The following is a 20,391-nucleotide window of genomic DNA, read 5'->3' on the forward strand; positions in this document are numbered from 1 at the left end:
AGGTTGGCACCCACCATCTGGGAATTCACACCCATCAGGGAAGCCGGCCAGCGGCCGGCACTACCAGAGGCGGTCAGGCGTACAACGTCGGGTCCGGCACGCCGGCTTCGGTGAAGCCCTGGGCCCGCAAGCGGCAGGCATCGCAGTGGCCACAGGCGGCGCCGTTGGCGTCGGCGTTGTAGCAGGACACGGTCAGGCCGAAGTCCACGCCCAGGCGCACGCCTTCGCTGACGATCTGGCCCTTGCTGAGGAACTGCAGCGGGGCATGCACCTTGATGCCCGCGCCTTCCACGCCCGACTTGGTGGCCAGGTTGGCCAGCGCCTGGAACGCGGCCACGAACTCCGGGCGGCAGTCCGGGTAGCCGGAGTAGTCCACGGCGTTGACGCCGCAGAAGATGTCATTGGCACCGAGCACTTCGGCCCAGCCCAGGGCCAGCGACAGCATGATGGTGTTGCGCGCCGGCACGTAGGTGACCGGGATGCCGGCACCGCCGGCCTCGGGCACGTCGATGTCGTCGGTCAGTGCCGAGCCACCGATGCTGCGCAGGTCCACGTCCACGGTCTTGTGCGCGACCACGCCCTGGGCCTTGGCCACGCGGGCGGCGGCGTCCAGTTCGGAGGTGTGGCGCTGGCCATAGCGCACACTCAGGGCATGCACGGCAAAGCCCTGTTCCTGGGCCATGGCGATGACGGCGGCTGAATCCATGCCGCCGGAGAGAAGCACGACTGCCTTCTTCATGGGTAAAACATCCGGTTGGGAGGGGAAAGCCAGCACGCTGTCCCGCGCCGGAGTTACATCAGGGAACGTTGCCTGGGCTCATCGGCCCGGCTCGTCGTTCCACAGGATTTTATGCAACTGCATCTGGAAGCGCACCGGCAGCCGGTCTTCGACGATCCAGTCGGCCAGCTGGCGCGCGGTGATCTCGCCCTTGCTGGGCGAGAAGAACACGGTGCAGCGCTTGACCAGATCGTGCTCGGCCAGCAAGGCCTTGGCCCAGTCGTAGTCTTCGCGGCTGCAGATGACGAACTTGATCTGGTCGCGGGCGGTCAGCAGCGGCAGGTTTTCCCAGCGGTTGCGCGCCACTTCGGCCGACCCCGGGGTCTTGATGTCGACCACGCGCGATACACGTGGGTCCACCGCGCTGACGTCCAGCGCGCCGGAGGTTTCCAGCGAGACGTCCATGCCGGCGTCGCACAGCTTCTGCAGCAGCACCAGGCAGCGCTTCTGCGCCAACGGCTCGCCGCCGGTCACGCAGACGTGGCGCACGCCCTGGGCCAGCACCTCGGCCACGATGTCGTCGATGTCCCACCAGGTGCCGCCGTGGAAGGCGTAGGCGGTGTCGCAGTACTGGCAGCGCAGCGGGCAGCCGGTCAGGCGCACGAACACGGTCGGCCAGCCGGCGGTATCGGCTTCGCCCTGCAGCGAGGTGAAGATCTCGGTGATCTTCAGGCGCCGCAGCGGCGACTGCACGATGTCGCTGGGGGTGGCGACGGCGTTGGACGGGGTAACGGCGGTCATGGCGGGCACTTCTTGGTGGGACACGTGGCGGGTGGGCTACCGTGGCCGGTAACGAAAGCAGCCGTGCATGGCTCGGCTCTACAACAGCAACCGGGCAGGCATGGCCCAGCCGGTGACGCGAACCGCCGGGCATGGCCCGGCGCTACCGGATCCGGGCGGGTTTGCCGATCCGGAAACGAAAGCAGCCGAGCGTGGGCTCGGCTCTACAGGGCATCTATTGTACGCCCGGTCAGCGGATCAGCGGATCAGCGGATCTGCTTGCCGAGGCGGATGGACTGCAGCCGGTCCTGGGCGGTGCGCGCGGCGTCCGAGCCCGGGTACTGCGCCACGACGGTCTCCAGCGTCTGCTGGGCCTGGTCGACCTTGCCCTCGCCATACTGCGAGAGGCCAACCTTGAGCAGGCCGCCAGCGGCCTTGTCGTGGGTCGGATAGCGCGCGAGCAGTTCACGGAACTGGGTCTCGGCCATCGGGAAATTGCGGGTGGCGTAGTAGCTCTCGCCCAGCCAGTACAGCGCGTTCGGCGCGTAGACGCCGTTCGGGTACAGCTGCAGGAAGCTCAGGAACAGCTGTGCCGAATCATCGTACTTGCCGGCCTTCAGCGAATCGAAGGCGACGTTGTAGGAGGTGCGCTCGTCGCCGGTAGCGGCAAGGCTGCCGGCATCACCATGGACGGAAGGCGGCCGCTCGGAAGTGGCCGCCGCTGCGGATTTTGCCGGAGCCGGTGCGGCCTTCGGCGCGCTCGCCGGAACAGGCGGCAGGGCCGGGGCGGCATTGCCCCCTTCCAACCGGTTCAGGCGGCTGTCCAGATCCAGGTACTGGTCCTGGGCGGACTGCTTGAGCTGGGCGTTGTCGTGCTGCAACTGCTCGATCGAGGCCTGCAGGCTGGTGACCTGCTGACGCAGCTGGTTGATCTGGTTCAACAGGTCCTGGTTGGCACTGTTGTTGTACATCTGCTGCTCGAGCGCGCCGACACGGTCAGCCAGGCTCTGTCGCTGTGCATGCGCCGGTGCGGCAGCCACGAGGGCTGCCGCAACGACCAGCATCAGTTTGATGCCAATGCGCATGGATTACTGCGCGGTGTAGACGATTTCGACGCGACGGTTCTGCGACCAGCAGGACTCGTTCGACTCGGTGCAGACCGGACGCTCTTCACCGTAGGACACGACGGTCAGCTGCGAAGCCGAGCCACCGTTGGCCTGCAGGGCCGAGTTGACGCCGTTGCCACGACGCTCGCCCAGGGCCTGGTTGTACGCGCGCGAACCGCGCTCGTCGGTGTGACCCTGCAGGGTGATGCGCGAGGACGGACGGTCACGCAGGTACTTGGCGTGGCAAGCCATGATGGCCTGGAATTCCGGCTTCACGTCTTCCTTGTCCAGGTCGAAGTAGACAACGCGCTGGCGCAGGCAAGCGTCGGTGTCCAGGTCGCCCGGGCCGTACAGGCCCGAGGTCGACGGACCGGTCGGGGTGGTGGTCGAGGTGCCGGTGTCGACCGGGGCTGCCGGCTCTTCCTTCACCTTCTTCGAGCAACCGGCCAGGACGGCCACAGACAGCAGGGAAACAAGCAGAACGCGGGTGGACTTGTTCATGGCGATACCTTTGTGGCTCCTAGGCCGATGAGGGGTTCAAGACAACGAAAATATTAACACTCTTTTAGCGCTGGGTACGGTATGGGGACCATGCCGGTTCGCGCACATCACCATCGGCCAGGACCAGGCGCTGGCGGACCCGCGCATCGGCCGAGACGGCATACAACACACCACGGCCACCTTCGCGGGCGGCGTACAACACCATGCTTGCGTTGGGCGCAAAGCTCGGCGATTCATCCAGCGAACCCGGGGACAGCGTGCTCCAGCGCGGCGAACCCAGCGAGCTGTCCATCATCGCGATCTTGTAGCTGTTGCCCGAGCCCTGGGCGACGGCGATCTTCTTGCCGTCGTAGGACACCGAGGGCTTGGCATTGTAGTTGCCCTGGAAGGTCACGCGCTCGGCGCTGCCGCCGCCCGCACCGACCTTGTAGACCTGCGGACGGCCGCCGCGGTCGGAGGTGAAGTACACCGCGCTGCCGTCCGGGGCCCAGGTCGGCTCGGTATCGATGGCGAAGTGGTTGGTCAGCTGGGTCAGCTGCTTGCTGCCCAGGTCCATCACGTAGATTTCCGGATTGCCCGAACGCGACAGGGTCAGGGCCAGCTTGCGACCGTCCGGCGAGAACGCCGGGGCGCTGTTGATGCCGCGGAAGCTGGTGACCAGCTCACGCGCGCCGGTGCCGATGTTCTGGATGTAGATGGCCGAATTGCCACGCTCGAAGCTGACGTAGGCCAGCTTGCTGCCATCCGGGCTCCACGACGGCGACAGCAGCGGCTCGGCCGAACGCACGATGGTCTGCGGGTTGTAGCCATCGGAATCGGCCACCATCAGCGCATAGCGCATGGCGTCGCCCTTGCCGCTGGCGGTCACGTAGGCAATACGGGTCCAGAAGGCGCCGCGGACACCGGTGATCTTCTCGTAGATGGCGTCGGCCATCTGGTGGGCGACGTCGCGCATGGCATTGCCACGGGCGGTCATCGCCAGGCCCAGCAGGCGCTCGCCCTTGGGCACATCGAACAGTTCGTACTCGACGCGGTAGGCGCCGGCACCGGCGTCGAGCACGCGGCCGACCACGATGTAGTTCTGCTTCAACGCGCGCCAGGTGGCGAACTGGATGTCGCCGCCGCGCACCGGCTTTTCGACGATCTGCGCTTCGGGCAGCGTGCGGAACTGGCCGGAGCGCTCGAGGTCGGCGCGGACCACGCCGGCGACGTCGGTCTGCGGTGCAGCCGCCGAGCCCTGGTAGGGCATCGGCACGATGGTGATCGGCAGCGCGGAGGCATTGCCGCCGATGATGTCGATATCCAGCCCCTTCTGCTGCGCGACGGCAGCAAAGGGCAGCAACAGGGCCGCAAACACGGCAAGCCAGCGAGGCATCTTTTTCATGGAGCGCTCAATAGGGGGGAAACCGGAACGAGGGATAACAAAGCGGAAGTGAACCGCTTCGCAATCATGAACCAAGGGTACGTGAATTCCGGGTCAGTTCCAGCCCGTCCTCTCACGCACCGTTAACGTCGTGGCTAACATCGCGCCCGCCTGCCCCGTCACGCCGCCCTGCGGGGCGGAGTTCGACAGCAGTCCACAGACTGCCCGACCGGAACCGGGCCGACCAGGGGCAGGCGCGACAACCGTGGGCACGAGCGGCCACGCTGGCCACCCTGCCCGGCCGCCTCAGCGATCCTGGGCGGTGAAAGTGAAGTTGAGCGTGCGCGCGAACACCGATTCAAAGCCGCGATACGGCAGCGGCTGCGCATTGAGCACGGCGGCTTCGATCGAACGCTTGCCGGCCTCGTCGTACGGGCAGTTCGGGCTGACCTTGGCCTGCATCACCGTGCCACCCGGAATCTGGGTAATGGTGATCTGGCAGCGCTGGCCCAGCGGCACCGTATCCGGGCGCACCCACTGCGACAGCACCTTGGCCTGGATCGCGGCTGCGTACTTGGCCGAAAGATCGTCGCTGTTGCCACCACCACCGGCCGCCGGCTGGGACGCACCGCTGGCACCGGCGGCGGCACTGCCGGCAGCGTTGCGCGCGGCGGCCACCTGGCGCAGCTTCTGCTCGGCCAGCTTGGCTTCCTTCTCGGCCTGCTCGCGGCGTGCACGGATCTCGGCGATCTTCTTCTGCTTCTCGGCCTCGGCCTTGTCAGCGGCCACGCGCTCCTGCTCGGCCTGCTTCTTCTTCTCGTCCGCTTCCTGCTGCTTGGCCAGGCGCAGCTTCTGCTCCGCTTCTTCCTGGCGCTTGCGTTCGGTCAGGTCGATCTGCTCCTGGCGGCGCTTGGCTTCCTGCTCCTGCTTGGCCTTCTCCTGCGAGATGGCCAGCGCGCTCACCGCTTCCTGGTCCTTGGTGTCCGGCTGCGCGACGCGCTCCTGCGCCTGTTGCTGCTGCGGCGTGGGGGCGTCCTGCGGGCGCGGCTCGGGGATCGGCTGCGGCGGCGGAATGGTGTCTTCCGGCACCGGGACCGGCTCGGCCACCGGCGGCGGCAGGTCCTCCAGCTTTTCCGACTGGCGCAGGGCCTGGCGCGCGGCGGAGGCCTCGGACGCAGACAGCGCCAGGCTGGCCTCGACCGACGGATCACCGGCGGCGGCGTCGGTGTTGCGCTCGGGCGACCAGAACCAGGCCACGATGAAGACCAGCGCGACCAGCAGGTGCACCAGCAACGCCAGCGCCAGGGGCAGGCCCCAGCCGGGTTCGCGCTGCTGTGGAGGTGGCAGGGCGTCAGCGTGCATCGGTGGCCAGGCCTACCTTGTCTACCTTGGCGCGCTTGATCACATCCATCGCGGCGATGACCTTTTCATAGGCCACGGCACGGTCGGCGGCGACGATCACGCGCACGCCCTTGTCCTGGGCGGCGATGCCGGCCAGGCGGCCTTCCAGTTCCTCGGCCGATACGGCGGTCGGTTCCTTGGCATCGGGCAGCTTCAGGCTGAGCTGGCCGTCCTGGCGCACCGAGACGATCACCGGGTCCTGCTTGCTTTCCAGCGCCTTGGCGTTGGATTGCGGCAGGTCGACGTCGAAGCTCAGCGTGAGCAGCGGCGCGGTGACCATGAAGATGATCAGCAGCACCAGCATGACGTCGATGTAGGGAACGACGTTGATTTCCGATTTCAGCTTGCGGCGCTTGCGGCGACCGATGGCAGCGGACATGGCTTGGACTCCCGGGTCAGGCGCTTACTCGTCGCCAGCGCTCTGGCGCTGCAGGATGGAGCTGAACTCTTCGGCAAAGGTCTCGAACCGCACCGACATGCGCTCAACGCGGGTGGTGAAGCGGTTGTAGGCCCACACTGCCGGGATGGCCACGAACAGGCCGATGGCGGTGGCGAACAGCGCTTCGGAGATGCCCGGGGCGACGGCGGCGATGCCGGCCTGCGCACCGCTGCTGATCATGTCGTGCATGGTCACCATGATGCCGAACACGGTGCCGACCAGGCCCACGTACGGCGCGGTCGAACCGATGTTGGCCAGCAGTTCCAGGTTGCGCTCGAGCTGGTCCACTTCGCGGGTATAGGTGGTGCGCATCGCGCGCTGCGCGCCTTCCAGCTGTGCGCGGCCATCCAGGCGGCGCTTGTCACGCAGGCGGGTGTATTCGCGGAACCCTGCTTCGAAGATGGCTTCCAGGCCGGTCACGCTGCGGCTGCGGTCGGTGGCCGCGCTGTACAGCTTGCCCAGGTCCGCGCCGGACCAGAAGCGGTTCTCGAACTCGTCGGCTTCACGGGTGGCCTGCTTGAACACGCGGGCCTTGCGGAAAATGATCACCCAGCTGACGAACGAGCCGACCAGCAGCAGCAGCACGATGATCTTCACCGGCAGGCTGGCCTTGGCCATCAGCTCGAGGTAGTTGATGCCGCCGCCGGTGGTGGCCTGGGCAAGGGTCTGGGTCGCGGCGTTGCTGACATCGGCCGGCAGTGCCTCGGTGACCGTGGCCTGCAGGGCCAGGAGCGTTGCGATCATCCGTTGTTCCTCAAAGTTCGGATTCGGGGTGGAGGTGGGGTTGCAGCATGGCAAGGACGGCGTCGTCCATGCCACGCGGGCGGAAACTGGCCGCTTCCAGTGCGGCGATGCGGACCTGGGCCGACAGCAGCAGTTCGCCATCGCGCAGGATCTGCTGCTCGAAGACCATGCTGGCCTTCTTCAGCTGGACCAGGCGGGCGCTCACCTGCAGGGTGTCATCCAGCCGTGCCGGCCTGATGAAATCCATCTGCATCGAGCGCACCGCGAAGATCATGCCGTGCTCGATGCGCATGCGCTCCTGGCCGTAGCCCAGCGCGCGCATCCATTCGGTCCGGGCGCGTTCCATGAAGGCCACGTACCGGGCGTGGTAGACCACGCCGCCGGCATCGGTATCTTCCCAGTAAATGCGTGTCGGCCAACTGAATCGCGGCTCAACCGACATCGGGAACCTCGGCGAACAGGTCCTGCGGCGGGTTCTTGGGTTTCAGGCCCATGTGCCGGTAGGCCTTGTGGGTGGCCATGCGGCCACGCGCAGTGCGCACCAGGAAGCCCTGCTGGATCAGGTAGGGCTCGACCACGTCTTCCAGCGTGCCGCGCTCTTCGGACAGCGCCGCGGCCAGCGATTCGATGCCGACCGGGCCACCGTCGAAGTAGTCCACCATCGTTTTCAGCAGGCGCCGGTCAAGCTCGTCGAAGCCTTCCGGGTCGACCTTGAGCATCTTCATCGCGGCCTGGGCCACCGGCTCGTCGATGTGGCCACCTGCCTTGACCTGCGCGTAGTCGCGCACGCGTCGCAGCAGGCGGTTGGCGATACGCGGGGTACCCCGCGCGCGGCGCGCGATCTCCCCTGCCCCATCGGCGGTGCAGTCGATGCCGAGGATGCTGGCGGAGCGGCGCACGATACGGGTCAGCTCCTCGACGCTGTAGAATTCCAAGCGCTGGACGATGCCGAAGCGGTCGCGCAGCGGCGCGGTCAGCAGGCCGGCGCGGGTGGTGGCGCCGATCAGGGTGAACGGCGGCAGGTCGATCTTGATCGAGCGCGCCGCGGGGCCCTCGCCGATCATGATGTCGATCTGGAAGTCTTCCATCGCCGGGTACAGCACTTCTTCCACCACCGGCGACAGGCGATGGATCTCGTCGATGAACAGCACGTCGTGCGGCTGCAGGTTGGTCAGCAGCGCGGCCAGGTCGCCGGCCTTCTCGATCACCGGGCCGGAGGTCACGCGCAGGGCCACGCCCAGTTCGTTGGCGATGACGTGGCTGAGGGTGGTCTTGCCCAGGCCCGGCGGCCCGAAGATCAGTACGTGGTCGAGCGCGTCGCCACGCCCCTTGGCCGCCTGGATGTAGATTTCCATCTGCTCGCGCACCGGCACCTGGCCGAGGTAGTCGGCAAGGCGCTTGGGGCGGATGCTGGCGTCGGCGGCGTCATCCTCGCGGGTGGCGCCGGCGCCGATGATGCGGTCGTCGGTCATGTGCTGATTATGCGGCAAAAGTACGGGTTTCGGCCGGGCTGCGCCCGGCACCCGCAGAGGCCGAAGCAACGGCAACAGCCGAAGCAAGAGCAGAAGCAGGGTTGCTGAGGGATGGCGGGGTGGGTCCGGTTGCGGGGGACGCCGTGAACCCTTCCTTGGGGGCTTGGCCGCTTCCATGCCGCGGACACCCCCGCAACCGCCCCCCCCCCGCCTTCGACAGATTCCCGCGATCTGTCGGGACGGCGTTCTGCGCTGCTGTTGGTGGGTGTCGACCTTGGTCGACACGGTAGATCCACGCCATGCGTGGATGGAACGGTGCAGCCGAGCAATGCCCAGCTGCTGGCGCGGAACACTTCGGGAAGCCCAGCCCCCTTGTTGCTCAAGGGGGCGCGCCGATAGGCGGGGGGATAAGGTGGAATGCGCGCGGGGCCCACGGTTTGCGCAGCAAATCGTGGGACGTAGCGCAGGTGGAGATTAAATCTCCACCTGCGCGCCCAGCTCTACCAGCCGGTTACCCGGAATGCGGAAGAAGCCGGTCGCGGGCGCGGCATTCCTGTGCATCAGCGCGAACAGCTTGTCGCGCCAGATCGGCATGCCGCGGTTGGCGGTGGCCACGATGGTCTCGCGGCTGGCGAAGAAGGTGGTGTCCATCGGGTCGAAATAGATGCCGCCGTGGTCGCACGAGCGCATCAGCGCCAGCGGCACGTCCGGGGTCTCCATGAAGCCGAAGCGCACGTAGACCCGGTAGAACTCGTCGCCCACCGATTCGATCTTCAGCCGCTGTCCCTCCGGCGCGTATGGCACCGGCAGCGTTACCACGTGCAGGAACACGTTGCGCTCGTGCAGCACCTTGTTGTGCTTCAGGTTGTGCATCAGCGCGTGCGGGGCCACGGTCGGGTCGGCGGTGAGGAACACGGCGGTGCCCGGCACGCGCACCGGCGGTGCCAGCATCAGGCCTGGCAGGAAGGTATCCAGGCGGATGCCGTCCTTGCGGATCTCATCGCGCAGCAGTTCGCGGCCACGGCGCCAGGTGCGCATCATGGTGAACAGGAAGATGCCCAGCACCACCGGGAACCAGGCACCCTGCAGCAGCTTGGCGCCGTTGGCGATGACGAAGCCGAGGTCGATGATGAAGAACACCACGCACAGCGGCAGCAGCCAGGCGCGCGCCTTCGGCCACAGCGAGCGGGCGACCAGGGCCAGCAGCAGGGTATCGATCAGCATGGTGGCCGACACCGAGATGCCGTAGGCCACGGCCAGGTTGGACGAGCTGCGGAAGGCCAGCACCAGGCCGATCACCATCACCGCGATGCCCCAGTTGATGCCCGGGATGTAGATCTGGCCGATGGTGTCGTGCGAGGTGTGCTTGATGCGCATGCGCGGGATGTAGCCCAGCTGCATGGCCTGGCGCGAGACCGAGAACGCGCCGGTGATGACCGACTGCGAGGCGATCACCGCCGCCATCGTGGCCAGGATGATCATCGGGTACAGCGCCCACGACGGCACGGCCTCGAAGAACGGGTTCTTCAGCGCCTCGGGATGGTTGAGCACCAGCGCGCCCTGCCCCAGGTAATTCAGCACCAGGCACGGCAGCACGAAGAAGTACCAGGCGTGGCGGATCGGCTTGGCGCCGAAATGGCCCATGTCGGCGTACAGCGCTTCGCCGCCGGTCACCGCCAGTACCACCGCGCCGAGGATGAAGATGCCGTGCCAGCTGTGCTCCATGAAGAAGCGGATCGCCCACCACGGGTTGAAGGCTTTCAGCACTTCCGGCGCGTCGACGATGTTGTAGATGCCGATCGCCGCCAGCGAAATGAACCAGACCGAGGTGATCGGGCCGAACGCCTTGCCGATCTTCTCGGTGCCGAAGCGCTGCGCGGCGAACACCATCAACAGGACCACCACCGTGATCGGCACGATGAAGGCATGCAGGCCGGGGGCCGCCACCTCCAGGCCTTCGACCGCGCCCAGTACCGAGATCGCTGGGGTGATCACGCCGTCGCCGAAGAACAGCGAGGCGCCGAAGATGCCCAGGATGCCCACCACATAGGCCGAGCGCGACCCGTTGCGCAGGGTGCGCTGGGTCAGTGCCATCAGCGCCATGATGCCGCCCTCGCCGTCATTGTCGGCGCGCATGATGATGGTCACGTACTTCAGCGTGACCACGATGTTCAGCGCCCAGAACGCCAGCGACAGCACGCCCAGCACCGTGTCGTGGTCGCTGTTGAGCCCGTAGTGCGGCGAGAACGCCTCCTTCAGGGTGTACAGCGGGCTGGTACCGATATCGCCGAAGACCACGCCGATCGCACCGATGATCAGCGCCATGCCTCCGGCTGGAGGAGCGTGACCGTGGCCGCCGGGGGCAGCTGCGTGCGGGGTTTGACTGCTGGACATGGGACTCCTGGCGAAGCTCAGGCGGTTCGTTGAAGGAAAGGAAGGCGGATCAGCGCAGCGCCGACTGCAGCGCCTTGCGGATCACGGTGGCCACTTCGTCGCCTTCATTGAAGGCATCCCGGGCCATGCGGGCGGCTTCAGCCGGCTTGTAGCCCAGCTGCTGCAGCGCCACGGTGGCATCGGACAGCGGGTCGGCCGGGGCCGGGCCACTGCCGGTGGGCAGCGCGCCGCCGGCACCGAACTGGGCGGCGCGGTCACGCAGCTCCAGCACCATGCGCTCGGCGGTCTTCTTGCCGATGCCCGGAATGCGGGTCAGCGCGGTGATGTCACCGGCCTGGACCATGCGCGCGAACTCCTCGACGGTGACGCCGGACAGCACGGCCAGCGCGATCTTCGCGCCGATGCCGCTGACCTTCTGCACGTCGCGGAACAGGCGCCGCTCGCCCTCGCGCAGGAAGCCGTACAGCGAGACGCTGTCTTCCTTCTGCGAGTAATGGGTGTACAGGGTGACCTCGCGGCCGAGCTCGGGCAGGTCATAGAAGGTGCTCATCGGCGCCTCCAGCTCGTAGCCCACTCCGTTCACGTCCACTACCAGCCACGGCGGTGCCTTGTAGGCGACGATGCCGCGCAGTCGACCGATCATTGCGTGCAGCTCCTCATTTGCGGCCCCACGCCTGGCGGGCACTGAGCCCCAGGCGGTTGGCCGTCGCCCTTACGTGGGCATGGGTGATCGCCACCGCCAACGCGTCGGCCGCGTCGGCCTGCAGCTTGGTTTTCAGGTTGAGCATGAGCCCGACCATGTGTTGAACCTGTTGCTTTTCGGCGCCACCGCGGCCGACCACCGCCAGCTTGATCTCGCTGGCCGCATACTCGTGCACCGGCAGGTCGCGCAGCACCACGGCCGAGATCGCCGCGCCACGGGCCTGGCCCAGCTTCAGTGCCGAATCGGGGTTGCGGGCCATGAACACGCGTTCGATGGCCACTTCCTGTGGCTCGTATTCGCGGCACAGGTCGGCCAGGCCCAGCACCAGCAGCTTCATGCGCTGCGGGAAGTCGTCGGCGCCCAGCAGCACCAGCGGCTGGTGATGCACGTGGGTGACGCGGCCGGTGGCATCGACATCAATGATGCCGACCCCGGTCCGCTGCGAACCGGGGTCGATGCCGAGGATGCGGGTCATGCTGCACTCCTGGCGGGGCGGAACGGGATGCGCTGGCAGGCGTATGGGCTCATGACTGTCCGCGTTGACCGTTCAACGGCCCGCGCCCAGGCCGTCGAAGACGGCTCAGGCGTAGGCGTCGGCGCCGAGTTCGGCGTTGGAGTACACGTCCTGCACGTCGTCCAGGTCTTCCAGCATGTCCAGCAGCTTCTTGACCTGCAGGGCGACGTCGCCTTCGACCTTGATGTCGTTGTCGGCGCGGAAGGTGATCTCGGCGTGGTCGGCGACATGGCCCGCAGCGGTCATGGCATCCTTGACCGCGTTGAACGCGTCAGGGCTGGTGACCACATCGATCGAGCCATCGTCCGGATAGACCACGATGTCATCGGCGCCGGCCTCGATGGCCGCCTCGGTGATGGCTTCCTCGTCGGCGCCCGGGGCGAAGCTGAGCACGCCCAGGCGCTTGAACATGAAGGCCACCGAGCCTTCGGTGCCCATGTTGCCGCCGCACTTGCTGAACGCATGGCGGACATCGGCCACGGTGCGCACGCGGTTGTCGGTCAGGCAGTCGACGATCACGGCCACGCCACCCGGGGCGTAGCCCTCGTAGCGGATTTCCTCGTAATCGACGCCTTCCAGTTCACCGGTGGCCTTCTTGATGGCGCGTTCGATCACGTCCTTGGACATGTTCACGGACAGGCCCTTGTCCATCGCCACGCGCAGGCGCGGGTTGTTGTTGGGGTCGCCTCCACCGCCGCGCGCGGCAACGCCGATCTCGCGGATGATCTTGGTGAAAATCTTGCCGCGCTTCGCGTCGGACGCGTTCTTGCGGGCTTCGATGGAGGGGCCTCTACCCATGGGTGCTACCGTCTGGCTGCTTCAGGATCAAGGCGCGGATTCTACCTGATCGGGGGCGGCAACCGTGTCTAGGCCCGTATTGTTGTAGAGCCGAGCCAATGCTCGGCTCAATGGGCCCGACGGAATGCAGCCGAGCATGGGCTCGGCTCTACAGGGCGGCCCCGCCCCCCCTTCCCCTATGCCGCCGCCGCGTCGCGGCTGTGGTCGAACTGGCCGTGGCGCAGGAAATGCGCGGTCTGCCGGGCGGCATCGGGCGACACCACCAGGCCACTGTGGCTGGTACGCACCACGCAGTGGTCGGCCAGGCCCGGCAGCCGGGTCTCGGCCAGGGCCACGGTGCCATCGGAGGCGTCGTCCATCGCGCCCAGCAGGCTGCCCAGACCGTGCGGTACCGAACCGGCGATCAGGCCGACCTCGGCCTTGCCCTGCCAGTCCGGCAGGCCATCCAGCAGCAGCTCGCTGCTGCGGCCCAGCGCCAGGCCCCAGCCATGATCGGACAACGAGCGCGCGGTGCCACTGCCGCGCAGCGGCGAGCCCAGGCAGACCACGCGCTGCACCGGCAGCTGCGGATTGCGCCGCAGCGCTTCCAGCGCCAGCAGTCCGCCCAGGCTGTGGCCGACCAGCGACAGTGGGCCGGCATCGGCCAGCCGCTCCAGCAGCTGCGGCACGGCCACGTCCGGGCCACCGAACACCGAGGAATAACCAAACGCGTGCACCTGGAAGCCGCGCGCGCGCAGGCGCCAAGCCAGCGGCCCGACCCAGGCGCGGGCATTCCAGATGCCATGCAGCAGCAATACGGAGGGAGTCATGCAAACAGCCTGGCAGTCAGCGGGGCAGGAACGTACGGTGATTGAACACGCGCGCGCAGCAAGCGGCGGTGAACATCAGGCCGCGCGCGGCGCGCGGCGCAGGATGAATTCGAGATCGTTCGTGTCGCCCACCGGGAACAGGTATTCGCCGGCCTTCTCGAAACCGTAGCGGGCGTAGAAGCGCTGTGCGCCGAAGTTTTCCGACCACACGCCCAGCCACAGGGTGCGCGGGCCTTCGTGTTCCAGCCAGGCCAGTGCGGTTTCCAGCAGGCGGCTGCCCCGGCCACAGCTCTGCTGGGTCTTGATCAGGTACAGGCGCTTGAGCTCGCCGTCACCGGGCTTCACGTCCGGGTGCGGCAGGCCACAGGGGCCGGCGGCGGCATGGCCGACCGCCTCCCCGTCCAGCTCCAGCAGCCACACCGCGTAATCCGGGTGGGCCAGGATCACGCGCTGGCGCTCGACCGTATAGGCCTCCTCAAGGAAGGCCTGGAGGTCCTGCGGCGGATACAGATGGCCGAAGGTTTCGGTGAACGTGCGGGCCGCCAGCGCCGACAGGGTCGGCGCGTCGTCCACAGTGGCGCGGCGGATCGAATACATGCAGGAAGTTGACGTCAGCGCGGAGGGGCGGTCAAGCCTTTTCCGACGATTCCGCTTCTTCGTCTTCCTCGTCCTCTTCCTCGTATTCCTCTTCGTCCTCTTCTTCCTCGCCTTCCTCGTCCTCGTCGTACTCTTCCTCTTCGTCGTCTTCGTAATCCTCGACGCCGAAGTCTTCACCGTCCCAGCGGCCTTCGCCGTCGGCGACGAAGGTCAGGGCCATCGCCGCCGGGTTGGTACCGACGCGGACCAGCCAACCACCGAAGACGCGTGCACGCTCGGTGACCAGATTGGCCTCGGCGCCTTCATTGCCCAGCTTTTCCCACTCCAGCGAAAACGCGAACTCGGTCATTGCCTGGATCTCCTGATCAGTTGGTCTTGGGGCGAACCTGGATATGCACTTCGGCCAGCTGCGCGTCGATGATCGGCGACGGCGCGTCGGTCATCAGATCCTGTGCACCGGTGGTCTTCGGGAACGGGATCACGTCGCGGATCGACTCGGTGCCGGCCATCAGCGCGGCGATGCGGTCGATGCCGAAGGCGATGCCACCGTGCGGCGGCGCGCCGTAGTTCAGCGCGTCGAGCAGGAAGCCGAACTTGGCACGGGCCTCCTCGGCACCGATGCCGAGCAGCTCGAACACCGCGCTCTGCATGTCCGGACGGTGGATACGGATCGAACCACCGCCGATCTCATTGCCGTTGAGCACCATGTCGTAGCCGCGCGAAACGGCGGTACGGGCGTTGGCGCGCAGGTCGGCGATGTCGTCCACGGCCGGCGCGGTGAAGGGGTGATGCAGGGCGACGTAGCGTTGCTCTTCCTCGTCCCATTCGAACATCGGGAAGTCGGTGACCCACAGCGGGGCCCAGCCGTCGGCGACCAGGCCGAAATCCTTGCCGGCCTTCAGGCGCAGGGCGCCCATGAAGTCGGACACCTTGTTGTAGCCACCGGCGCCGAAGAACACGATGTCGCCGTTGCCGGCGCCGACGTGGGCGACCAGCGCGGCGAAGGACGCTTCGCTGAAGAACTTCTGGATCGGCGAGCTGATTTCGCCGTTGTCGGCGATCTTGATGTAGGCCAGGCCCTTGGCGCCGTACTTGGCGGCATGCGTGGCGTATTCGTCGATCTGCTTGCGCGACAGCGACGCACCGCCCGGGATGCGCAGCGCAGCGACGCGGCCCTCGGCATCATTGGCCGGGCCGGTGAACACCGGGAACTCGCTGTCCTTGACCAGTTCAGCCACGTCCACCAGTTCCAGCGCGATGCGCAGGTCCGGCTTGTCCGAGCCGTAGCGGCGCATGGCTTCAGCCCAGGTCATGCGCGGGAAGCTGGCATCCAGCTGCACGTCCACCACTTCCTTGAAGATGGCGCGGATCATGTCCTCGACGAAGTCCTGCACGTCGCGCTCGCGCACGAAGGCGAATTCCATGTCCAGCTGGGTGAACTCCAGCTGGCGGTCGGCACGCAGGGCCTCGTCGCGGAAGCAGCGCGCGATCTGGTAGTAGCGGTCGAAGCCGGCCACCATCAGGATCTGCTTGAACAGCTGCGGGCTCTGCGGCAGGGCGTAGAACTCGCCCGGATGCATGCGCGCCGGCACCAGGAAGTCGCGCGCGCCTTCCGGGGTGGCCTTGGTCAGGATCGGGGTTTCGATGTCCTGGAAGCCCTTCTCGTCCAGGTGGCGGCGCAGGGCCTGCACCAGCTTGATGCGGGTGCGCTGCATGCGCTGCATTTCCGGGCGGCGCAGGTCCAGGTAGCGGTACTTCAGGCGGGTTTCCTCGCCCGGGTTCTCGTGGGCGTGGAACGGCAGCGGCGCGGCCTTGTTCAGCACGGTGATGGCGGTGGCGATCACTTCCACCTTGCCGGTGCGCATCTTGTCGTTCACCGCGTGGCGGGCGCGCACGACGCCTTCCACCTGCAGCACGTCCTCGTAGCCCAGCGACGCGGCCACGGCGAACACTTCGGCATTGTCGACCTCCACCGTCACCTGCACGATGCCTTCATGATCGCGGAGATCGATGAAGCAGACGCCGCCCTGGTTACGGGCCACGTCGGTCCAGCCGGCGAGGGTGACAGTCTGGCCAATCAGGGTCTCGTCGACCAGGCCGCAGAAGTGGGTACGCATGGGGGGAAGCTCCGCTGGAGAACGCCGGCACCGGATGGGGGCCGGAAAGCCTCGTATTCTGCGGCCGAGGCCCCGGCTGGGGCAAATCCGGCCAGTCACACCGGCTTGATCGTCCCCCTCCCTATAGTCGGGCACCTGCCACCGTATGGGATGCCGCCATGAAACCGCTGTCCCTGGCCAGCCTGGCCGTGACCCTCAGCCTGGGTGCCCTGGGCACCCTCACCCTGCCCGCCCCATCCGCCTCTGCGCAGAACGGGGTGATCCGCTGCGAAAGCCAGAGCAACCGCGAACGGGTCTGCAACACCGGCTGGCGCGGCGCGCAGCTGGTCCGCCAGTTGTCTGGCAGCCCCTGCGAGGAAGGGCGCTCCTGGGGCAGCCGCAATGGCAGCATCTGGGTCACCAATGGTTGCCGCGCCGAGTTCGTCGAGGCCCGTGGTGGCTGGGGCGGCGGCAATGGCGGTGGCTGGGGAGGCAACAACGGTCGGCCCGGCGAGACCATCCGCTGCGAAAGCCAGAACAACCGCGAGCGCAGCTGCCCGGTCGGCTGGCGCAATGCCCGCCTGGTCCGCCAGTTGTCCGGCAGCCCTTGCGACGAGGGCCGTACCTGGGGTGTGCGCAACGGCGCGGTATGGGTCAGCAATGGCTGCCGCGCCGAATTCGCCGAGGCCCGCGGCTGGGGCGGTGGCGGTGGCGGCTGGGGCGGTGGCAACAGCAACTATTCCGTCACCTGCAGCAGCAACAACAACCGCTCGCAGACCTGCGACTGGGATGAGCGCCAGGGCCGGCCGGTGCTGCTGCAGCAGCTGTCGGGCAGCGCCTGCCAGGAAGGCCGCAGCTGGGGTTACTCGCGTGGCCAGGTGTGGGTGAGCAACGGCTGCCGGGCGCGCTTCGGCACGCGGTGAGTGCAGGGTCGGGGTCAGAGCCCTCCGCAGGAGGGATCCGACCCCGGGATCACGGTGCGGGTGCTGTGTCGTCGCCCCACGGTGGCGGCGGCAGATCGACCGGCTTGCTCAGGTCGAACTGCACGCGGAACCGGCGGCCCTCCGGGCGCGTCAACTCGTAGACGAACGTCTGGTCCGGATCGATCTCCATCGCCCAGGTGTTGTGCGTGGAAGCCAGCATGTCGGCACGGCGGAACATCGCCACCGAATCGGCATCGGCCGGGAACTGCTGACGTTCGGCAGTTCCCGGCGGCGTGCTGTCGCCACCGTACAGGGTGATCGCGTCGGGGCTGCCGTCTTCGTGGCGATGGTCGTGTTTCAGGCGCAGCCCGTTCGGCGTGCGGGTCAGCACCCAGGTCCGCGAGTGGTCATCACCGACATGGAACGGAATGCGCAGCTCATGCGCCGGATCGGCGCAACCGCGCACATGCATCACCAGGCGCTGCCCGGCGAACGGATCCTTGCCGGTCGGTGCAGGCGTGTCCTCCACCACCTTGCCGGCGTAGGCCTGGCCGCAATGTGCGGCGATGGCGGCCATGAACGCATCGGCCGGTGCGGTCGCCAGGTCATGGGCGACCGTATCGGAGCGCTGCGTGCACGCAGCGAGGCTGAGCAGGAGGGCGGCGGTAGTGGCAACGGCAATCGGTCTCATGCCCCAACCCTAACGGCCATGGCCGATGGGCGCAAACCGCGCGCCAGGTCCGCTCAGCGCTCGGCAGACGGTGCTGTCGGCAGCGCTTCGGTCGCCGCCACCGGCGCGGCCTCGCCCTCGCCGGCTGGCTCCTGCTCCACCGGATCGACATCGAACGGGGTGCGGAACACCAGCGACGGCAGCAGCGTGGTCAACGCGGCATACAGCAGCAGCGCGCCGAACAGCACCGCCGGAATCTGGAAGCGCTCGCGCATGATCGCCGCCAGCACCAGGGTGAAGATCAGCGTCGGTGCCAGCGCCAGCGAGACCCGCAGGCTGCTGCGGAAGCTCTCGCCGAACATCACCCGGCGCTGCAGCCAGACCACGCCGATGCGCAGCGGCAGCACTACCAGGGTGATCACGATGCCCAGCCCCAGCGCCTCGAAGGTGAGCGCTTCACTGGGCACCTTGGTACCAGCGTTGAAGAAGTAGAACGGCACGAAGAACGAGGCGAACAGGCGCAGCGCGTGCAGGTTCTCGTGCGAGGCCAGCAGCGGCATGCGCTGGTGCAGCAGGCGCGCGACCAACCCGGCGATGAACGCACCGACCAGGTAATACACTCCCAGCAGGTAGGTGATGTAGGCCGCCACCATGCCCACCATCACCAACAGCGAGAATTCCGAGCCGGGCGCGTGCGGCGCCACCCAGCGTCCCAGCGCGATGAACAGCAGCGGCAGGCCGACCATCATCGCCAGCAGGGCCAGGCTGGACAGCGCCATGTGGCCCGGGTCACCGGCCTGCAGCACGATGAACAACGCCGCCAGCGCCAGCAGCTCGCCGGCAATGGCCTTGCTGGTCACCCAGAACCGCTCGTCCTCGCTCAGGCCCAGCCGCGACAGCGAATCCATGATGAAACCGGTGGAGGGCGTCAGCAGCGCCAGCGCCAACAGGCCCGCAGCCTGCCACGGCAGCCCCGCATAGCGCCAGGCCAGCCAGCCCACGCCGAACAACGTCGCACTGCGGATCACCAGGTGCGCCAACAGCGGCCACATGCCACGACGCAGCGCCTGCAGGTCCACTTCCAGGCCCGCGAACAGGAACAGCGAGGAAATACCCAGCGTGGCCAGCAGGCCGATCACCGCATCGTGGGCCTGGTCGCCCAGCCAGAGCATGCCGATGATGCCGAACAGCAGGCAGGTCAGTGGTGCGGGCAGGCTGAAGCGCTGCAGCGCGCGCGGGATCACCAGCAGCGCGAAGATCAGCAGCAGGTAGATCAACTCATGGCTCATCGGGGTCTTCCGTGGGGTTCGAACGCGCGCAGGATGCGCGCGCCGAACCGATCCGGCAAGCCACGATTGAATGACCCCGGTTACCTCATCCAATCAGTCGATCGGCGATCCGGCCCACCTGGGCCAGCACCAGGGCACGCTGCTCGTTGCTGATCGCGCCGGCCTGCAGATAGGCGGTCAGCACCCACGGCGCGCCGCCCGCGCGCGGCCACAACACGGCGATGTCGTTGCGCGCGTCCTCGCCATTGCTGCCGGTCTTGTCGCCCACCCGCCAGCGCTTGCCCAGGCCCGCACGCAGGCAGGCATCACCGGTTTCATTGTCGATCAACCAGTCGGCCAGCTGCTGGCGCGATGCCGGTTGCAGCACTTTCCCCAGCACCACACGCTGCAGCGAAGCAGCCATCGCCGCCGGCGTGGTGGTGTCGCGCGGGTCGCCTTCGGCGAAGCTGTTCATTTCCGGCTCCAGCCGGTCGCTGCGGCTGACCGCATCGCCGCTGGCGCGCAGGAACGCGGTGACCGCCGGCGGGCCGCCGACCACACCGAACAACAGGTTGGCAGCGGTGTTGTCGCTGGTGATGATGGTGGCCCGGCACAGATCGCGCACGGTCATGTCCTTGCCGGCATGGCGGCGGGTCACCGGTGCGTGCGAGAGCAGGTCGGCCTCGCGCACCGGCACGCGCCGGTCGAGCAGCGCAGGGGCGCGCTCGGCCTGGCTGAGCACGGTGGCGGCCAGCATGCTCTTGAAGGTGCTGCACATCGGGAAACGCTCGTCCTGGCGATGGCCGACGCGGCGGCCACTGGTGGTATCGAGCAGGGTCACGCCCAAGCGTCCTGCGCAGGCCTTCTCCAGCGCGGCGAAATCGCTGGTGGCGGTGATGGCGGTATCGGTCGGGGCCGCGGTGGAGGTCGCGCCCGCCGCACGTGCCAGCAACGGCAGGGCGAGCGAGGAAGCAACAGCGGCACCACTGAACTGCAGGAATCGGCGACGGGCGAGCATGCGGGGTTCTCCTGGGGACCGTTCGATTATTGGCGCCACCCTCCGGGCACGACCAGCGCAAAAAATCATCGCCAGGC

Annotated in this window: 22 protein-coding genes; 1 reads left to right on the forward strand and 21 read right to left on the reverse strand. The window is 67.5% G+C overall.

What is annotated here, in order from left to right; translation table 11 throughout:
- Window positions 1-73: 73 nt before the first annotated feature.
- The 18 genes from queC to aspS form a co-directional block, all read right to left on the reverse strand.
- Window positions 74-739, reverse strand: a complete 666-nt coding sequence (queC, locus tag ACZK29_RS17035; protein ID WP_043400548.1) for a 7-cyano-7-deazaguanine synthase QueC — start codon at window positions 737-739, stop codon at window positions 74-76.
- 78 nt (window positions 740-817) lie between these two features.
- Window positions 818-1,519, reverse strand: coding sequence for a 7-carboxy-7-deazaguanine synthase QueE (gene queE, locus ACZK29_RS17040; protein WP_478453097.1), 702 nt, complete (start codon window positions 1,517-1,519; stop codon window positions 818-820).
- A gap of 245 nt (window positions 1,520-1,764) precedes the next feature.
- Entirely contained in the window at window positions 1,765-2,583 is an 819-nt protein-coding gene (gene ybgF / locus ACZK29_RS17045; RefSeq protein ID WP_478446278.1) for a tol-pal system protein YbgF, read from the reverse strand.
- Between the two features lie 3 nt (window positions 2,584-2,586).
- Complete coding sequence (gene pal / locus ACZK29_RS17050) at window positions 2,587-3,105, reverse strand: peptidoglycan-associated lipoprotein Pal (protein WP_005410748.1); 519 nt, start codon at window positions 3,103-3,105, stop codon at window positions 2,587-2,589.
- A 64-nt stretch (window positions 3,106-3,169) separates the two neighbouring features.
- Entirely contained in the window at window positions 3,170-4,489 is a 1,320-nt protein-coding gene (gene tolB / locus ACZK29_RS17055; RefSeq protein ID WP_032128528.1) for a Tol-Pal system beta propeller repeat protein TolB, read from the reverse strand.
- Between the two features lie 285 nt (window positions 4,490-4,774).
- On the reverse strand, window positions 4,775-5,830 hold the full coding sequence (gene tolA / locus ACZK29_RS17060; protein WP_049428717.1) for a cell envelope integrity protein TolA: 1,056 nt from the start codon (window positions 5,828-5,830) through the stop codon (window positions 4,775-4,777).
- Window positions 5,820-6,248 carry a protein TolR gene (gene tolR / locus ACZK29_RS17065; protein ID WP_005410751.1) on the reverse strand — a complete coding sequence of 143 codons (429 nt, stop codon included), beginning with the start codon at window positions 6,246-6,248 and terminating at the stop codon, window positions 5,820-5,822. The genes tolA and tolR overlap by 11 nt, the downstream gene beginning before the upstream one ends.
- A 24-nt stretch (window positions 6,249-6,272) precedes the next feature.
- Window positions 6,273-7,052, reverse strand: coding sequence for a protein TolQ (tolQ, locus tag ACZK29_RS17070; protein WP_005410752.1), 780 nt, complete (start codon window positions 7,050-7,052; stop codon window positions 6,273-6,275).
- Window positions 7,053-7,062: 10 nt separating this feature from the next.
- Window positions 7,063-7,494 (reverse strand): tol-pal system-associated acyl-CoA thioesterase, encoded by a 432-nt coding sequence (gene ybgC / locus ACZK29_RS17075; RefSeq protein WP_106551053.1) that lies wholly within the window; start codon window positions 7,492-7,494, stop codon window positions 7,063-7,065.
- On the reverse strand, window positions 7,484-8,524 hold the full coding sequence (ruvB, locus tag ACZK29_RS17080; RefSeq protein WP_005410754.1) for a Holliday junction branch migration DNA helicase RuvB: 1,041 nt from the start codon (window positions 8,522-8,524) through the stop codon (window positions 7,484-7,486). Before ruvB ends, ybgC begins: the two co-directional genes overlap by 11 nt.
- A gap of 474 nt (window positions 8,525-8,998) precedes the next feature.
- Complete coding sequence (locus ACZK29_RS17085) at window positions 8,999-10,849, reverse strand: potassium transporter Kup (RefSeq protein WP_180848865.1); 1,851 nt, start codon at window positions 10,847-10,849, stop codon at window positions 8,999-9,001.
- Window positions 10,850-10,967: 118 nt separating this feature from the next.
- Window positions 10,968-11,561: a Holliday junction branch migration protein RuvA gene (ruvA, locus tag ACZK29_RS17090; protein WP_005410756.1), complete on the reverse strand. Its 594-nt coding sequence runs from the start codon at window positions 11,559-11,561 to the stop codon at window positions 10,968-10,970.
- A 13-nt stretch (window positions 11,562-11,574) separates the two neighbouring features.
- Entirely contained in the window at window positions 11,575-12,096 is a 522-nt protein-coding gene (gene ruvC, locus ACZK29_RS17095) for a crossover junction endodeoxyribonuclease RuvC (RefSeq protein WP_459048218.1), read from the reverse strand.
- Between the two features lie 105 nt (window positions 12,097-12,201).
- Window positions 12,202-12,933 (reverse strand): YebC/PmpR family DNA-binding transcriptional regulator, encoded by a 732-nt coding sequence (locus ACZK29_RS17100; RefSeq protein ID WP_099484109.1) that lies wholly within the window; start codon window positions 12,931-12,933, stop codon window positions 12,202-12,204.
- 176 nt (window positions 12,934-13,109) lie between these two features.
- Window positions 13,110-13,742: an esterase/lipase family protein gene (locus ACZK29_RS17105; RefSeq protein ID WP_478446279.1), complete on the reverse strand. Its 633-nt coding sequence runs from the start codon at window positions 13,740-13,742 to the stop codon at window positions 13,110-13,112.
- A gap of 75 nt (window positions 13,743-13,817) precedes the next feature.
- A complete protein-coding gene (locus tag ACZK29_RS17110; RefSeq protein WP_478446280.1) occupies window positions 13,818-14,339 on the reverse strand; it encodes an N-acetyltransferase family protein in 522 nt (173 codons plus the stop codon).
- A gap of 31 nt (window positions 14,340-14,370) precedes the next feature.
- Entirely contained in the window at window positions 14,371-14,688 is a 318-nt protein-coding gene (locus ACZK29_RS17115) for a DNA primase (protein ID WP_099552810.1), read from the reverse strand.
- A gap of 16 nt (window positions 14,689-14,704) precedes the next feature.
- Window positions 14,705-16,456 carry an aspartate--tRNA ligase gene (gene aspS, locus ACZK29_RS17120; protein ID WP_478446281.1) on the reverse strand — a complete coding sequence of 584 codons (1,752 nt, stop codon included), beginning with the start codon at window positions 16,454-16,456 and terminating at the stop codon, window positions 14,705-14,707.
- A 158-nt stretch (window positions 16,457-16,614) separates the two neighbouring features.
- Between aspS and ACZK29_RS17125 the strand changes: the two genes are divergently transcribed.
- Entirely contained in the window at window positions 16,615-17,358 is a 744-nt protein-coding gene (locus ACZK29_RS17125; protein WP_111205155.1) for a DUF3011 domain-containing protein, read from the forward strand.
- A 49-nt stretch (window positions 17,359-17,407) separates the two neighbouring features.
- On the opposite strand, the gene ACZK29_RS17130 is transcribed toward ACZK29_RS17125, so the two are convergent.
- The 3 genes from ACZK29_RS17130 to blaL2 all read right to left on the reverse strand — a co-directional run bounded on the left by ACZK29_RS17130 (window position 17,408) and on the right by blaL2 (window position 20,314).
- The gene (locus ACZK29_RS17130) at window positions 17,408-18,049 is read right to left on the reverse strand and encodes a hypothetical protein (RefSeq protein ID WP_478446282.1); all 642 of its coding nucleotides are present in this window, start codon (window positions 18,047-18,049) and stop codon (window positions 17,408-17,410) included.
- 53 nt (window positions 18,050-18,102) lie between these two features.
- Window positions 18,103-19,317, reverse strand: a complete 1,215-nt coding sequence (locus ACZK29_RS17135; RefSeq protein WP_478446283.1) for a cation:proton antiporter — start codon at window positions 19,315-19,317, stop codon at window positions 18,103-18,105.
- Between the two features lie 85 nt (window positions 19,318-19,402).
- Window positions 19,403-20,314, reverse strand: coding sequence for a L2 family extended-spectrum class A beta-lactamase (gene blaL2, locus ACZK29_RS17140; RefSeq protein ID WP_478446284.1), 912 nt, complete (start codon window positions 20,312-20,314; stop codon window positions 19,403-19,405).
- Window positions 20,315-20,391 lie beyond the last annotated feature (77 nt).

Source organism: Stenotrophomonas sp. 89682_Sma, from assembly GCF_056481405.1.

What these genes read in the sequence shown, in the direction of transcription:
- ACZK29_RS17130 (WP_478446282.1), bottom strand. Translation starts at nt 18,049, where the DNA reads ATGAGACCGATTGCCGTTGCCACTACCGCCGCCCTCCTGCTCAGCCTC.
- ruvB (WP_005410754.1), bottom strand. Translation starts at nt 8,524, where the DNA reads ATGACCGACGACCGCATCATCGGCGCCGGCGCCACCCGCGAGGATGAC.
- ACZK29_RS17115 (WP_099552810.1), bottom strand. Translation starts at nt 14,688, where the DNA reads ATGACCGAGTTCGCGTTTTCGCTGGAGTGGGAAAAGCTGGGCAATGAA.
- ruvC (WP_459048218.1), bottom strand. Translation starts at nt 12,096, where the DNA reads ATGACCCGCATCCTCGGCATCGACCCCGGTTCGCAGCGGACCGGGGTC.
- blaL2 (WP_478446284.1), bottom strand. Translation starts at nt 20,314, where the DNA reads ATGCTCGCCCGTCGCCGATTCCTGCAGTTCAGTGGTGCCGCTGTTGCT.
- pal (WP_005410748.1), bottom strand. Translation starts at nt 3,105, where the DNA reads ATGAACAAGTCCACCCGCGTTCTGCTTGTTTCCCTGCTGTCTGTGGCC.
- ACZK29_RS17135 (WP_478446283.1), bottom strand. Translation starts at nt 19,317, where the DNA reads ATGAGCCATGAGTTGATCTACCTGCTGCTGATCTTCGCGCTGCTGGTG.
- ybgF (WP_478446278.1), bottom strand. Translation starts at nt 2,583, where the DNA reads ATGCGCATTGGCATCAAACTGATGCTGGTCGTTGCGGCAGCCCTCGTG.
- tolR (WP_005410751.1), bottom strand. Translation starts at nt 6,248, where the DNA reads ATGTCCGCTGCCATCGGTCGCCGCAAGCGCCGCAAGCTGAAATCGGAA.
- aspS (WP_478446281.1), bottom strand. Translation starts at nt 16,456, where the DNA reads ATGCGTACCCACTTCTGCGGCCTGGTCGACGAGACCCTGATTGGCCAG.
- ACZK29_RS17110 (WP_478446280.1), bottom strand. Translation starts at nt 14,339, where the DNA reads ATGTATTCGATCCGCCGCGCCACTGTGGACGACGCGCCGACCCTGTCG.
- tolA (WP_049428717.1), bottom strand. Translation starts at nt 5,830, where the DNA reads ATGCACGCTGACGCCCTGCCACCTCCACAGCAGCGCGAACCCGGCTGG.
- ruvA (WP_005410756.1), bottom strand. Translation starts at nt 11,561, where the DNA reads ATGATCGGTCGACTGCGCGGCATCGTCGCCTACAAGGCACCGCCGTGG.
- ACZK29_RS17100 (WP_099484109.1), bottom strand. Translation starts at nt 12,933, where the DNA reads ATGGGTAGAGGCCCCTCCATCGAAGCCCGCAAGAACGCGTCCGACGCG.
- ACZK29_RS17105 (WP_478446279.1), bottom strand. Translation starts at nt 13,742, where the DNA reads ATGACTCCCTCCGTATTGCTGCTGCATGGCATCTGGAATGCCCGCGCC.
- queC (WP_043400548.1), bottom strand. Translation starts at nt 739, where the DNA reads ATGAAGAAGGCAGTCGTGCTTCTCTCCGGCGGCATGGATTCAGCCGCC.
- ybgC (WP_106551053.1), bottom strand. Translation starts at nt 7,494, where the DNA reads ATGTCGGTTGAGCCGCGATTCAGTTGGCCGACACGCATTTACTGGGAA.
- ACZK29_RS17125 (WP_111205155.1), top strand. Translation starts at nt 16,615, where the DNA reads ATGAAACCGCTGTCCCTGGCCAGCCTGGCCGTGACCCTCAGCCTGGGT.
- tolB (WP_032128528.1), bottom strand. Translation starts at nt 4,489, where the DNA reads ATGAAAAAGATGCCTCGCTGGCTTGCCGTGTTTGCGGCCCTGTTGCTG.
- ACZK29_RS17085 (WP_180848865.1), bottom strand. Translation starts at nt 10,849, where the DNA reads ATGGCGCTGATCATCGGTGCGATCGGCGTGGTCTTCGGCGATATCGGT.
- tolQ (WP_005410752.1), bottom strand. Translation starts at nt 7,052, where the DNA reads ATGATCGCAACGCTCCTGGCCCTGCAGGCCACGGTCACCGAGGCACTG.
- queE (WP_478453097.1), bottom strand. Translation starts at nt 1,519, where the DNA reads ATGACCGCCGTTACCCCGTCCAACGCCGTCGCCACCCCCAGCGACATC.